This window comes from Neorhizobium sp. T6_25, from assembly GCF_002968555.1.
GTDB lineage: Bacteria > Pseudomonadota > Alphaproteobacteria > Rhizobiales > Rhizobiaceae > Neorhizobium.
On the sequence record NZ_PVBL01000005.1, the window covers coordinates 109603 to 123582 of the forward strand.

At 61.9% G+C, this 13980-nt stretch carries 12 protein-coding genes; 6 read left to right on the top strand and 6 right to left on the bottom strand.

Translation table 11 applies throughout. The annotated features are described in order from the left end of the window. Positions 1-3 precede the first annotated feature (3 nt). Positions 4-399, top strand: coding sequence for a GFA family protein (locus C5L10_RS08750; RefSeq protein ID WP_105429322.1), 396 nt, complete (start codon positions 4-6; stop codon positions 397-399). 65 nt (positions 400-464) lie between these two features. On the opposite strand, the gene C5L10_RS08755 is transcribed toward C5L10_RS08750, so the two are convergent. Further along, positions 465-914: a DoxX family protein gene (locus C5L10_RS08755; protein ID WP_105429323.1), complete on the bottom strand. Its 450-nt coding sequence runs from the start codon at positions 912-914 to the stop codon at positions 465-467. Between the two features lie 273 nt (positions 915-1187). Here C5L10_RS08755 and C5L10_RS08760 point away from each other — a divergent pair, with 273 nt between their 5' ends. Continuing rightward, positions 1188-1502, top strand: coding sequence for a hypothetical protein (locus tag C5L10_RS08760; protein ID WP_046630933.1), 315 nt, complete (start codon positions 1188-1190; stop codon positions 1500-1502). 136 nt (positions 1503-1638) lie between these two features. Here the strand turns inward: C5L10_RS08760 and C5L10_RS08765 are convergent, their stop codons facing one another. Beyond that, entirely contained in the window at positions 1639-3180 is a 1542-nt protein-coding gene (locus tag C5L10_RS08765) for a sodium:proton antiporter (protein WP_105429324.1), read from the bottom strand. Between the two features lie 269 nt (positions 3181-3449). On the opposite strand from C5L10_RS08765, the gene C5L10_RS08770 reads away from it, so the two are divergent. Next, on the top strand, positions 3450-5387 hold the full coding sequence (locus C5L10_RS08770; protein ID WP_105429325.1) for a translation factor GTPase family protein: 1938 nt from the start codon (positions 3450-3452) through the stop codon (positions 5385-5387). A gap of 104 nt (positions 5388-5491) precedes the next feature. On the opposite strand, the gene groL is transcribed toward C5L10_RS08770, so the two are convergent. Both groL and groES read right to left on the bottom strand, forming a co-directional pair. Next, positions 5492-7135: a chaperonin GroEL gene (gene groL, locus C5L10_RS08775; protein WP_105429326.1), complete on the bottom strand. Its 1644-nt coding sequence runs from the start codon at positions 7133-7135 to the stop codon at positions 5492-5494. 58 nt (positions 7136-7193) lie between these two features. Then, positions 7194-7490 (bottom strand): co-chaperone GroES, encoded by a 297-nt coding sequence (gene groES / locus C5L10_RS08780; RefSeq protein ID WP_007752582.1) that lies wholly within the window; start codon positions 7488-7490, stop codon positions 7194-7196. 556 nt (positions 7491-8046) lie between these two features. On the opposite strand from groES, the gene C5L10_RS08785 reads away from it, so the two are divergent. Beyond that, positions 8047-8895 (top strand): TIGR01459 family HAD-type hydrolase, encoded by an 849-nt coding sequence (locus C5L10_RS08785; protein WP_046630939.1) that lies wholly within the window; start codon positions 8047-8049, stop codon positions 8893-8895. A 40-nt stretch (positions 8896-8935) separates the two neighbouring features. Further along, positions 8936-9916 carry a bifunctional riboflavin kinase/FAD synthetase gene (locus C5L10_RS08790; protein ID WP_105429327.1) on the top strand — a complete coding sequence of 327 codons (981 nt, stop codon included), beginning with the start codon at positions 8936-8938 and terminating at the stop codon, positions 9914-9916. 4 nt (positions 9917-9920) lie between these two features. Here the strand turns inward: C5L10_RS08790 and C5L10_RS08795 are convergent, their stop codons facing one another. Together C5L10_RS08795 and C5L10_RS08800 are read right to left on the bottom strand one after the other, a co-directional pair. Then, positions 9921-10379, bottom strand: coding sequence for a type II toxin-antitoxin system VapC family toxin (locus C5L10_RS08795; protein ID WP_105429328.1), 459 nt, complete (start codon positions 10377-10379; stop codon positions 9921-9923). Beyond that, positions 10376-10648, bottom strand: a complete 273-nt coding sequence (locus C5L10_RS08800; protein WP_105429329.1) for a type II toxin-antitoxin system Phd/YefM family antitoxin — start codon at positions 10646-10648, stop codon at positions 10376-10378. Before C5L10_RS08800 ends, C5L10_RS08795 begins: the two co-directional genes overlap by 4 nt. Before the next feature lie 280 nt (positions 10649-10928). On the opposite strand from C5L10_RS08800, the gene ileS reads away from it, so the two are divergent. Then, complete coding sequence (gene ileS, locus C5L10_RS08805) at positions 10929-13916, top strand: isoleucine--tRNA ligase (RefSeq protein ID WP_105429330.1); 2988 nt, start codon at positions 10929-10931, stop codon at positions 13914-13916. The last annotated feature ends 64 nt before the right edge of the window (positions 13917-13980 follow it).

Consider the following 13980-nt stretch of genomic DNA (forward strand, 5'->3'; position numbering starts at 1 on the left):
ACGATGCATGTAACCGGTCGATGCCATTGCGGCTATGAGGCCGAACTCGATCCGAAGCGGATCAGTATCTGCCATTGCACCGATTGCCAGACGCTCAGCGGCTCGCCGTTTCGAGTCACCGCCGTCGTCCCGGAAAGCGATCTGAAGCTCACCGGGCATGAGCCAAAGCTCTATCGCAAGGTGGCCGAGAGCGGCCGCGTCCGCCAGCAGTATTTTTGCCCCGAATGCGGCTCGCCGCTTTTCGTCAACGGCGAAGGTGAGGCGGCCAAAATCTGGGGCATCCGCTGGGGCAGTATCGACCAGCGGGCGGAGTTGAGGCCGCAGCGCCAGATCTGGTGCCGCTCGGCCGTTTCCTGGCTGCCCGAAATGAGCGAACTGCCGACCGTCCAGACCGATTGAGATCAAAAAAATACCCGCCGGACTTCTCATCCGGCGGGCAGTCTTGGGCAGGGAATTTCGAAAGCTTAGGCAGCGATTGCGACAGAACCGCGGCGGGCGTCGATAGAAAATGCACCGGCGCCGACGGCGGCGAGAGCCAGGAAACCACCGGCAATCGTCAGGTTCTTCATCATCATCAGGCTGTTAAAGAGCGTCAGCAGACCGTTGGCGGCCTCCGGGAAGTTCGGGACGTTGATGGCGCCGGAATGGAAGACGAACGCGGTGAAAGCCGAGAAGGCGGCCAGCAGCAGCGCTGCGATGCGCGTCTGGAAGCCGGTCAGCACGGCAAGGCCGGTGACCAGTTCGAACAGGCCTGCGACATAGGCGAGCAGCATGCCGGCCGGAAGGCCGGCACCGGTGATCATGCCGGCGGTGCCGGCGGGATCGATGAGCTTCTGGAAACCGGACATGACGAACATGCCGGACAGGAGGACACGGCCGACGAGAAGCAGGGAATTGGTAGCGGTGGTGGACATTTTGGGATCTCCGGATCGGTGTCTCTGGTTGGACACGCGGGTTGAATTCTCTGGGACCGTATGTGCCCCATTTTATCCGTATCCGGAAGATGAACAATGATTGACGGTTTGTTCGACAAAACGAGACAATCGTTCGCACGGCCGATGCTGCGCCGCCTTCTGCTCCACTCGGCGTAGATCTTAAAGGGCGTTCTCTTTGCTGAACGCAACCTTCAGCAAAGGTTCATCGTTTCTCCTTCAACATGCGATCATTGCCGATGAAAGGAACCCCTCATGAAGAAGATCATCATCACCGCACTCGCCCTCCTGGTCGCATCCGCCGTTCCGAGCCTTGCCCAGACCTACCGCAGCGAGGCGCGGGAAAACCGCCAGGAATACCGCATCTATCGCGGCATGGCCCGGGGTGAGCTGACGCCGCGCGAATTGCGCAACCTCTCCCGCCAGCAATATCGCATCGACCGGGCGCAGTCCCGTGCCGGCCGTGACGGCTACATTTCCTATAGGGAGCGTCAGCGGATCGAGCGCATGCAGGACCGCGCCTCGCGCAACATCTACCGCAAGAGCAACAACGGCCGCGATATCTACTGATCGCGCAACGCGAAACTGTAGATCAGTGTAACGGGGCGGCTTTCGGGCCGCCCTTCGCATGTCAGGGAGCTTGATCCGACAACACCGATCGGCACCGGCTCGCCGTTACCCGCCACAACACTGAGTGAACGGCAGATCAGCTCTCCTCGATCCTGCGTGCGTCTTCCGGGAGGACCGAAAGTTCGCGCCAGTCGATCTCCTCGAGCAGCAGATTGTATTCGTCGACATTGACCTTGTGCACCGAGCGAAGCTTTTCCAGCTCTTCCCGCTGCGCGGCAATCGCCGTCAGGGCAAGCCGCCGGTAGGTCTCGAGCGCGTTGGCGTCCTCGATACGGGAAGCGGCCAGCTGCTCGAGGCGGAACTTGGAGCGCAGCAGTTCCGCCTCCGTCTCGGTCGCGCCGTCGAGCCTGGAAAGGCCGGCGAGGGCGATCTTGCCGCGCAGGACGGCGAGTTCGCCATGCCCTTCGGCACGGCGGTCGAGGCCGAGCCAGCGGATGATCGGCGTGAGCGTCAGTCCCTGGACGACGAGGGTCGCAAGAACCACCGAAAAAGCGGTCAGCACCACCACGTCGCGCTGTGGAAAATCCATCGGCAGGGCAAAGGCGGTCGCAAGCGTCACCAAGCCGCGCATGCCGCACCAGCCGGCCAACAGCGCCTGCGTCGTCGTCGCGGGTTCCGGCCTGCCGCGGCTGCGCTCGTACCAGGCAGTGAGGCGATTGTAGCCGACGCAGACGATAAAACGGACGGCGACGACGATCACGATGGTGATCAGCGAAAACTGCGCGGCATCCCAAAGATGATCCGCCGGCATCCCACCGACGATGTCGCGAACCTGCATGCCCATCAGCAGGAAGGCCATGACGTTGAGCACGAAGACGACTGCGGTCCAGACCGCATAGGACTGCACCCGCATGCGGGCCGAGGAGCGGGCTTCGCTGCTTCTCGCCAGCGTCATTGCGAAGGCGACGATGGCGAGCACCGCCGACAGGCCAAGCCGTTCGGCCAAAATCCACAGAAGGAAGGTCTGGACGAACTGCAGGAGGATGCCGCCGAGCGTGCCGGCGACGAACCGCATGAGATACCGGACCACCCAGGCGGCAAGGATGCCGAGCAGCAGGCCGCCGGGCACGGCAACGGAAAGATGCAGCGCGACGCCCGTGTCGAGGCTGCCGGCCGATTGTACGGAGAGCGCCGCGTCGAAGATCAGCAGCGCGGCCGCGTCGTTGAACAGGCTCTCGCCGCGGAGGACGGTATCGGTGGTGCGCGGGATCGACATCGAAGACAGCACCGCCGTCGCCGCCGCCGCATCGGGGGGAGCGACGATCGCACCGAGCACCAGCGCTGCTGCAATCGGCAACCCGGCAAAAGCCCATCCCGCAAAGGCAACGACCGCCGCCGTCGCACATACGCCGCCGATCGCAAAGACGAGCAGCGGAACCCAGAACCGGCGGGCCGTCCCGAGCGGAAAATCGAACGCGGCATCGAGCAGCGCCGGCGCGATGAACAGCGCCAGCGCTGTGTGCGGATCGAGCGAGATATAGGGCATGCCCGGCACCAGCGCGACCGCGGCACCCGCCAGCGCCAGCATCGACGGATAGGGCACGGAAAGCCGGCGCGAGATCTGCAGGAGCACGATCGCGACAAGCAGCAGGACGAGCAGGCTCTCGAAGAAACTCATGGCGCGACTGTAATTGTGGTCTGCGTCTTTGTCAGCTGCGGGTTTGCGCAATTGGTTTCAGGCATATGGGCGCCGCTTGCCTCGTGTTCGGCCAGGACAGAATGGCCACGCTTGACATATCCTCGAAGACTTTCCTACAGCTGGACATGCGCCTCCGTTAAAGACGAGAGGTTTTGCATCAAACCGTGGTCATCAGCACATAGAGGTCCCAATGCGCCGAGTCCCTTCTCACGAAAATCACGTTCGAAATTCTGAGAAGTTGAGGATCTATGCGCACTTTGAATCTGGGCATCCTCGCCCATGTGGACGCAGGCAAGACTAGCCTTACGGAAAGACTCCTTTTTAATGCCGGTGTGATCGACAGGCTGGGCAGCGTCGATACCGGCGACACGCAGACCGACAGCCTTGAGATCGAGCGCCAGCGCGGTATCACCATTCGCGCTGCGGTCGTGTCCTTTACGATTGGCGACACGGCCGTCAACCTCGTCGATACGCCCGGCCATCCCGATTTCATTGCCGAGGTCGAGCGGGTCCTTGGATTGCTGGACGCTGCGGTCGTCGTCGTCTCGGCGGTCGAGGGAGTGCAGGCGCAAACACGCATATTGGTGCGGGCGTTGCAGCGCCTGGCCGTGCCGTTCGTCTTCTTCATCAACAAGGTCGATCGGGTAGGCGCTCGGTATGACCTCGTGCTGGAGGATATCGCCCGCCAGCTGGCGGTTCGGCCAATTGCGATGTCCGCCGTCATCGACCCCGGCAGCAAACTCGTACAGGTGGAGACACCCGACCTGCTTGCCGAACCGTTGTTCACGGTACTCAGTGAAATGCTGGCGGACAACGACGACGCACTGCTCCGTGACTATGTCACGGCCCCCGACCGTCTGACCGCAGAAAGGCTCGGAAACTCTCTGGTCGGTCAGGTCGCGAGGGGGCTGGTGCATCCTGCATTCGCAGGAGCGGCGATGACCGGCGCCGGCTTGTCTGCGCTGACATCGGCCATCGCGACGCTGTTGCCCAGCCGCGCGCTCGACCCGGATGGCCCGATCGAAGGGAAGATCTTCAAGATCGAACGCGGGTGGGGCGGCGAAAAGCTGTCCTACATGTATCTGACATCCGGCACGGTCCAGCTCCGGCAATACCTGGATCTGCCCAAAGGCCCGGCAAGGGTGACGGGAATCCAGATTTTCGAGGCCGGCGGGACCCATCCCGTCACCAGTTTCCACGCAGGGCAGATCGCCCGCGTAAACGGACTGGCCGGCGCTCGGATAGGGGATGCGGTGGGAGGCGATCTGCTTTCCGGCGGCCGGCATCACTTTGCTCCGCCTACCCTTGAAACCCGGGTGTTGGCCAGACGCCCCTCCGACAACGCGGCACTCTGGCTGGCGCTGAACCAATTGGCCGAACAGGATCCGCTGATCAATCTGCGTCGCAACGACGACGCCGACGAAGTCTTCGTGTCGCTGTATGGCGAGGTGCAGAAGGAGGTCATCCAATCGACCCTGCTGGCGGATTTCGGTCTCGAAGCGATCTTCGAGGAGAGCACGGTCATCTGCGTGGAAAGGCTTGTCGGAACCGGTGCCGGCCTTGAGATCATATTCAAGGAGCCCAATCCCTTCATGGCGACAGTCGGGCTGCGCGTCGAGCCACGCCCGGAAGGCGCCGGCAACAGCTTTGCATTGGAAGTGGATGTCGGCCAAATGCCCGCAAGCTTTTATCGGGCGGTCGAGGACACCGTATTCGAAACGTTGAAACAGGGGCCTTTCGGCTGGCAGATCATCGATTGCCACGTTGCAATGACCGCGGCCCGGCATAGCTCGCCGGTGAGCACCGCTGCCGATTTCCGTCGGTTGACGCCGCTGGTGCTGGCGACCGCTCTTTCGGCGGCGCAAACCATCGTCTGCGAACCGATCGACCGCTTTTGCCTCGAAGTGCCTGCCGCGGCTTTAAGCGGTGTGCATGCCATGCTTGCGAAATCCGGCGCGATAACCAGGGAAGCAGCGATTGCAAATGGCGTAGCCCGGCTGGAAGGCACGACTGCATCCACGACGACCCAGGGCATACTGCAACAATTGCCGGGACTGACAAGCGGCATGGGTACGATGCAATATTCCTTCGATCACTATGCCCGGATGCCCGATCCGCCGCGTTCGCGCCAACGTTCGGGCGCCAATCCCTTCAATGCTGCGGAATACCTGCTCCGTATGCGCTGAAACGTTGTCGGATTGGCCGGGATCAACGACAAACAAAAAGGGCGATCCGAGATCGCCCTTTTCTCAACTGAACCGGTTGGCTCAGATGTGAAGACCCGGAGGTCTTACATCATGTCCATGCCGCCCATGCCGCCCATGCCGCCCGGCATGCCGCCGCCAGCCGATTCCTTCTTCGGAAGTTCGGCGATCATGGCTTCGGTGGTGATCAGCAGCGAAGCAACCGAAGCTGCGTTCTGCAGAGCCGTGCGAACGACCTTGAGCGGGTCGACGATGCCCATGGTGATCATGTCGCCATATTCAGACGTCTGGGCGTTGTAGCCGTAGTTGTCTTCGTTCTTTTCGAGGATCTTGCCGACCACGATCGAAGCTTCGTCACCAGCGTTTTCAGCGATCTGGCGAACCAGCGACTGAAGAGCGCGGCGAACGATGTTGATGCCGGCTTCCTGGTCGTCGTTTGCACCCTTTGCGGTGATCTTGACGGAGGAACGCAGCAGGGCAACGCCGCCGCCCGGTACGATGCCTTCCTGAACGGCAGCGCGCGTCGCGTTGAGAGCGTCGTCGATGCGGTCCTTCTTTTCCTTGACTTCGACTTCCGTCGAGCCGCCGACGCGGATCACGGCAACGCCGCCGGCCAGCTTGGCCAGACGTTCCTGCAGCTTTTCGCGGTCGTAGTCGGAAGTGGTTTCTTCGATCTGAGCCTTGATCTGACCAACGCGGCCTTCGATGTCGGCCTTGGAGCCGGCGCCGTCGACGATCGTGGTGTTTTCCTTGGAGATCGAGACCTTCTTGGTGCGGCCGAGCATGTCGAGCGTGACATTTTCGAGCTTGATGCCGAGGTCTTCGGAGATGACAGTGCCGCCCGTCAGGATGGCGATGTCTTCGAGCATGGCCTTGCGGCGGTCGCCGAAGCCGGGAGCCTTGACGGCAGCGATCTTGAGGCCACCGCGCAGCTTGTTGACGACGAGCGTTGCAAGAGCTTCGCCTTCGACGTCTTCAGCGATGATCAGGAGCGGCTTGCCGGTCTGGACGACGGCTTCGAGAACCGGGAGCATCGCCTGCAGGTTCGAGAGCTTCTTCTCGTGGAGGAGAATGAAAGCGTCGTCGAGGTCGGCAACCATCTTTTCCGGGTTGGTGACGAAGTAGGGCGACAGGTAGCCGCGGTCGAACTGCATGCCTTCGACGACTTCGAGCTCGGTTTCGGCGGTCTTGGCTTCTTCAACCGTGATGACGCCTTCGTTGCCGACCTTCTGCATGGCTTCAGCAATGTCGAGACCGACCTGCTTGTCGCCGTTTGCGGAGATCGTGCCGACCTGTGCGACTTCTTCCGAGGTCGAGATCTTCTTGGCCTTGGCCTGGAGATCCTTGACGACGTCTGCCACTGCGAGGTCGATGCCGCGCTTCAGGTCCATCGGGTTCATGCCGGCGGCAACGGCCTTGTTGCCTTCGCGAACGATCGCCTGGGCAAGAACGGTAGCCGTCGTGGTGCCGTCGCCGGCGATGTCGTTGGTCTTCGAAGCGACTTCGCGGACCATCTGGGCGCCCATGTTCTCGAACTTGTCTTCAAGTTCGATTTCCTTGGCGACCGAAACGCCGTCCTTGGTGATGCGCGGAGCGCCGAAGGACTTGTCGATGATGACGTTGCGGCCCTTCGGGCCGAGCGTTACCTTGACTGCGTCGGCGAGAATGTCGACGCCGCGCAGCATCTTTTCGCGCGCGGTGCGGCCAAACTTGATTTCTTTAGCTGCCATTTTGGGAACTCCTGAAAAGGGGTGTCAGCGATATTTCAGTGAAAGCAACCGACTGAGATCAGCCGATGATGCCCATGATGTCGGATTCCTTCATGATCAGAAGGTCTTCGCCGTCGAGCTTGACTTCGGTGCCGGACCACTTGCCGAACAGGACGCGGTCGCCTGCCTTGACGTCGAGAGCGGTGATGTTGCCCTTGTCGTCGCGGGTGCCGGTGCCGACGGCGACGATTTCGCCTTCCTGCGGCTTTTCCTTGGCGGTATCAGGAATGATGATGCCGCCCTTGGTCTTGGCTTCGGATTCGACGCGACGAACAACGACGCGGTCGTGAAGGGGGCGGAAATTGGTGCTTGCCATTGTCTAATCCCTCGATCAAATGACATGGACGGGTGGAAACCCGTATCTCGGTGCTGTTAGCACTCCCGTTTGGAGAGTGCCAGCCGCGTCGAGATAAGGGTGCCCGGCGGATGAGTCAAGAACGGCCGTAAAATTTTCAGAACGGCTCGAAACTCACGGGAAATACGCTTAACGATTACGGATGCTCGGCAACGCCTGCGCCTGGCGGAACTGATGGCCGCTACCGGCCACATCGGGTCTTCGGTCTAAGCCACCTCTCCGGGCAGGTCGGCATGTTGCACCGGACTTTGGTGGAAGAAAGGCGCTGGCGCGTTTGAGGGCAGTATGCAGTTGCGAATGCGCCGCCGGACGCATGAAGATCGGCATGGTGCCGGTCCTGGTCGTCAGCGCGGCCGTGGGCCTTGCCGTCAGGTTGACGGCAGCGGGCTAGGGACGAAGTGGGGGAAGTTACCCCGCTGACATCGCCGATGCCGTCGCGGCTTTTCTCCCGAATATCTCTTGTAATCCTTAACCGGGTTTGTCATGTGACCCGGGACTTGCGAGATGGGAAGGTTACATGGCAAAGCGCATCGGCAATCTGAACGAAGTGATCGGCGACTACGACGTGGTCCTTTCGGACGTCTGGGGTGTGGTTCACAACGGTGTCGAGGCTTTCCAGCATTCCTGCCGGGCGCTCGCCGCGGCCCGCGAAGCCGGTGCCACCGTCGTGCTGATCACCAATTCGCCGCGCACGGCACCCGGCGTCATCGAGCAGATGCGCACGCTCGGCGTGCCAGACGGCACCTATGACCGGATCGTCACGTCCGGCGACGTTACCCAGCACCTGATCGTCGACGGCCCGAAAAAGGTCTTCCTCATCGGTCCCGAACGCGACCTCAACCTGTTTGACGGGCTCGGCGTCGAGGTGGTCTCTGCCGACGAAGCCGAATGCATCGTCTGCACCGGTTTCTTCGACGACGAGAAGGAAGTCCCGGAAGATTATACCGACATGCTGGCGGCGTTTGCCAAGCGTGACGTGCCTTTCATCTGCGCCAACCCGGATCTCGTTGTCGAGCGCGGCCACAAGATCATCCCCTGCGCCGGGGCGGTGGCGGCCTATTACGAAGAGTTCGGCGGCAAGACCCGCGTTGCCGGCAAGCCGCACCGTCCGATCTACGAGGCGACGATCGAAGCTGCCCGCGAAGTGCGCGGCGATTTCCCGATGAACCGGGTGCTGGCGATCGGCGACGGCATGCCGACCGACGTGCGCGGCGCGCTCGCATACGGCCTCGACCTGCTCTATATCAGCGCGGGCATCCATGTCGCGGAATACACCGTCAACGGCCAGACCGACGAGGCGATCCTCAATGCCTGGCTAAAGCGGGAAAATGCCGCGCCGAAATACTGGATGCCGCGCCTCGCATAGCCCCCTGGGCCTGAATTCGGCCTGAACCGGAACCCGCCGCATGACTGTCTTCCACCGCAACGAGAAGAAGGAACCGCTGCCCGAGGAACTGAAGGGCGGCGTCATCGCCATCGGCAATTTCGACGGCGTGCATCGCGGCCATCGCAGCGTCCTGGAGCGCGCGCTGGCACTTGCCGAACAGCACGGCGTACCCGCCCTGGTGCTGACCTTCGAGCCGCATCCGCGCACCGTTTTCCGCCCGGAGGAACCGGTCTTCCGCCTGACCCCGGCGCCGCTCAAGGCTCGCCTGCTCGAGGCCATGGGTTTCCGCTCGGTGATCGAATACCCCTTCACCCGCGAGTTCGCGACCCGCTCGGCGGAAGAATTCATCCAGACCATTCTCGTGGATTGGCTGGCAGCCAGCGCCGTCGTCACCGGCTTCGACTTTCATTTCGGCAAGGACAGGAAAGGCGGGCCGGCCTTCTTGATGGCATCGGGCACCAAGCACGGTTTCAACGTGCAGCTGGTCGATGCCTTCCGAGACGAAAATGCCGAGGTGATCTCGTCCAGCCGCATCCGCGACCTGCTGGCGGAAGGCGATGTCTCTGCCGCGGCCGGCCTGCTCGGTTATCGCTATACGCTTGAGGCGGAGGTGATCGGCGGTGAAAAGCTCGGCCGCCAGCTCGGTTTCCCGACGGCCAACATGCAGCTGCCGCCGGAGGCCATACTCAAGGCCGGCATCTACGCCGTGCGCTTCCGCCGCCCCGACGGCACGCTTTTCGACGGCGTCGCCAGCTACGGCCGCCGCCCGACGGTGACCGAAAACGGTGCGCCCCTGCTTGAAACCTACCTCTTCGATTTCTCCGGCAGCCTTTACGGCGAAACCTGTTCCGTCTCCTTCTTCGGCCACCTGCGCGACGAACTGAAGTTCGACGGGCTGGATGCCCTGGTCGCCCAGATCAGGCGCGACGAGGAAGAGGCGCGGGCGCTGCTGTCCGGCATCAGGCCGCTCGGCGAGGTGGACGCCAAGATCGCGTTTTGAGGGGTTAGCGGCGGCTCAGCGGAAACCGCTCGGGGTCGTCCTGCCAGGGATCGAAGATTGCCGCGCCCGACGCGCGGGTGTCTTTCACGTTGCGGGTGGCGAGATAGAGATTATGCTCGATCGCCGTCGCGGCAAACAGCGTATCGATCACCGGCGGCGCATGGCTGGTCGCCAGCTTCACCCTTCCGGATATAGCGCCCCACCGCCTGACGATCGCGTCGCTGACGGAAAGGGTCCGGCCGGCAAACCTGTCTTCGAGCGCATCACGGGCCGCGGCATAACGGTAGCGGTTTTCGTCATCCGTCGGCAGGTTCTCGATGCCCTTGTCGTATTCCGCCAAGGTCAGGATGCTGATGAGGAAACGGTTTTCATCTTGCCCGGCGGCCCACCGTTTGACGGAAGGTGCTCCGTTTGGATTGATCAGCGCAGCGACGACATTGGTATCCAGCAGCCAGCCGATCACAGGTCGATATCCCGGCCGCGATCCGCTTCCCGCTCCAGCTCCAGCGTGTCCAGCCCCAGGCCTTCCATGAACTCCAGGAAGGATTTCTCAGGTTCGGCTCTGGTCAGCCTCTCCAACTCTTCCGTGCTGATCACGACGACGCTGTCGCGACCCCGCACGGTCACACGCTGGGGGCCTTCGCTATGCGCGCGCCTCACCACCTCGCTGAAGCGTGCCTTGGCATCCTCCAGCTTCCAGCTATTGTCGTGAGCGGTGGGCTTGCCCGGCATGAAAATCTCCGACTGGTCAGATAGTCAGATATAGTCTCCGCGTGTTTGAAAGTCTAGGACGACATCTTGGTTTTGCCCCTTCCTTTCCGCCGCAAAAACCCTTAAGAACCGCCACCATGAAAAAATTCCGGCTGGCCCAGATCATTCGAATTATAGGCCCGGCCTTCCGCGCGCTGTAAGAGCGGCCGGAGGGTCCGGGTTTTTGGCGCTTCATGAGCGCCTTCCGCCAGCGAATTTTCATCGAGATGCGCCCCGTCGCGGCGCCAGGACGATTGCTTCCATGACCGATACCGCCGAAAAGCTCGACTATTCGAAAACCCTCTATCTGCCCGAAACCGACTTCCCGATGCGTGCCGGGCTGCCGCAGAAGGAACCGGAACTGGTTGCCCGCTGGCAGCAGATGGACCTCTACAAGCAGCTACGCGCCTCTGCCGCGGGCCGGACAAAATTCGTGCTGCATGATGGCCCGCCCTATGCCAACGGCAACATCCACATCGGCCACGCGCTGAACAAGATCCTGAAGGACGTCATCACCCGGTCGTTCCAGATGCGTGGTTATGACTCGAACTATGTTCCGGGCTGGGATTGCCACGGCCTTCCGATCGAATGGAAGATCGAGGAAGCCTATCGCGCCAAGGGCAAGAACAAGGACGAGGTTCCGATCAACGAATTCCGCCAGGAATGCCGCGAATTCGCCGCCGGCTGGATCAAGGTCCAGGGTGAAGAATTCAAGCGCCTCGGCATCGTCGGCGATTTCGAAAACCCCTACCTGACCATGAACTTTCACGCCGAGAGCCGCATCGCCGGCGAGCTTTTGAAGATCGCCCAGAGCGGCCAGCTCTATCGCGGCTCGAAGCCGATCATGTGGTCGGTCGTCGAGCGCACCGCGCTGGCGGAGGCTGAGGTCGAATATCACGACTATGAGAGCGATACGATCTGGGTGAAGTTCCCAGTCAAGGGTGTTCGCCGTGAAGGCTATGCCGATCAGGTTGTTGCTATTGCAGAGATCCTCAAAGGAGAGGGTGAAGCGTCCGAGCCTGCTGACGTTGAAGCTGACTTTGCTGATTTGCTTACTAGCTACGTCGTCATCTGGACGACCACGCCCTGGACCATCCCCGGTAACCGGGCGATCTCCTATTCGCCAAAGATCTCCTATGGCCTCTACGAGGTTACCGAGGCGGCGAATGATTTCGGCCCGCGCTCGGGCGAAAAGCTGATCTTTGCCGACAAGCTGGCGGAAGAGAGCTTCGCCAAGGCGAAGCTCCAGTACAAACGCCTGCGCGATATCTCCGCCGATGAGCTTGGTGCGATCGTCTGCGCCCATCCCTTCAAGGGCCTCGGTGGCGGCTACGACTTCGACGTCCCGCTCCTCGCCGGCGACCACGTCACCGACGATGCGGGCACCGGTTTCGTTCACACCGCCCCCGGCCACGGCCGCGAGGACTTTGACGCCTGGACATCGGTTGCTCGCGAGCTCGAAGCCCGCGGTATCTCGTCGAAAATCCCCTTCACGGTCGACGACGGCGGTTTCTACACGGCCGACGCCCCCGGCTTCGAAGGCGCTCGCGTCATGGATGACAACGGCAAGAAGGGCGATGCAAATGATCGCGTAATTCAGGCGTTGAAGGACCATAAAGCGCTGTTTGCGCGCGGCCGGATGAAGCATCAATACCCGCATTCGTGGCGGTCGAAGAAGCCGATCATCTTCCGCAACACGCCGCAGTGGTTCGTCTACATGGACAAGGACCTTGCCGACGGCACCACGCTGCGCTCACGCGCGCTGAAGGCGATCGACGACACCCGTTTCGTGCCATCAGCCGGCCAGAACCGCCTGCGCGCCATGATCGAACAGCGCCCGGACTGGGTGCTTTCGCGTCAGCGCGCCTGGGGCGTCCCGATCTGCGTCTTCGTCGATGAGCAGGGGGAAATCCTTCAGGACGAAGCCGTCAACCAGCGCATCCTCGAAGCCTTCGATCTCGAAGGTGCCGACGCCTGGTTCGCCGAAGGAGCGCGCGAGCGCTTCCTGGGGTCGCGCGGGAATGAAGGCTGGACCCAGGTGAGGGATATCCTCGATGTCTGGTTCGACTCGGGCTCGACGCACACCTTCACGCTGGAAGACCGACCGGACCTGAAATGGCCGGCCGACGTCTATCTGGAAGGATCTGACCAGCATCGCGGCTGGTTCCACTCCTCGCTTCTGGAATCCGCCGCCACTCGCGGCCGGGCACCCTATGACACGGTCGTCACCCATGGCTTCACCATGGATGAGAAGGGCCAGAAGATGTCGAAGTCGCTCGGCAATGTCGTGGCCCCGCAGGACGTCATGAAGGATGCCGGCGCCGATATTCTGCGCCTCTGGGTGATGACGACGGACTATTGGGAAGACCAGCGCCTCGGCAAGACCATCATCCAGACCAATGTCGATGCGTATCGCAAGCTGCGCAACACGATCCGCTGGATGCTCGGCACGCTCGCCCATGACGAGGGCGAGGAGATCGCCTATGCCGACCTGCCGGAACTCGAAAAGCTGATGCTGCATCGTCTCGCCGAGCTCGATAAGCTCGTGCGCGAGGGCTACGACGCCTTCGAGTTCAAGAAGATCGCCCGGGCCCTCATCGATTTTTCCAATATCGAGCTGTCGGCCTTCTACTTCGATATCCGCAAGGATGCGCTTTATTGCGACGCGCCGTCGTCGCTGCGCCGTCGTGCGGCTCTCGCCGTCATCCGCAAGATCTTCGACTGCACGGTGACCTGGCTTGCACCTATGCTGCCGTTCACCACCGAGGAATCGTGGCTGTCGCGCAACCCGAACGCCGTCTCGATCCATCTCGAGCAGTTCCCGACGGTTCCGGCCGAGTGGAAGAACGAAGCGGTGGCCGAGAAGTGGGCGCGGATCCGCAAGGTGCGCTCGGTTGTCACAGGAGCGCTTGAAATCGAGCGCAAGGACAAGCGGATCGGCTCTTCGCTGGAGGCCGCACCGGTCGTTTATGTCAACGATCCGGAGCTGATGAAGGTGCTGGAAGGCCAGGACTTCGAAGAGACCTGCATCACCTCGGGCATCGCGATTGTAGCGGGCGAGGGGCCGGAAAGCGCCTTCCGTCTGCCGGAAGTGCAGGGCGTTTCCGTTGATCCGAAGCTCGCCGAAGGCACCAAATGTGCCCGCTCGTGGCGGGTGACGACCGATGTCGGCTCCGATCCTGCCTATCCGGATGTTTCGGCGCGCGACGCTGCCGCATTGCGCGAGTTGGCCGCTCTCGGCCGGCTTTGATGGTTGAAAGTTACCGGATGATTGCGCTTTGAGCAATCATCCGGTAAAACCGCCTGAAATTGGC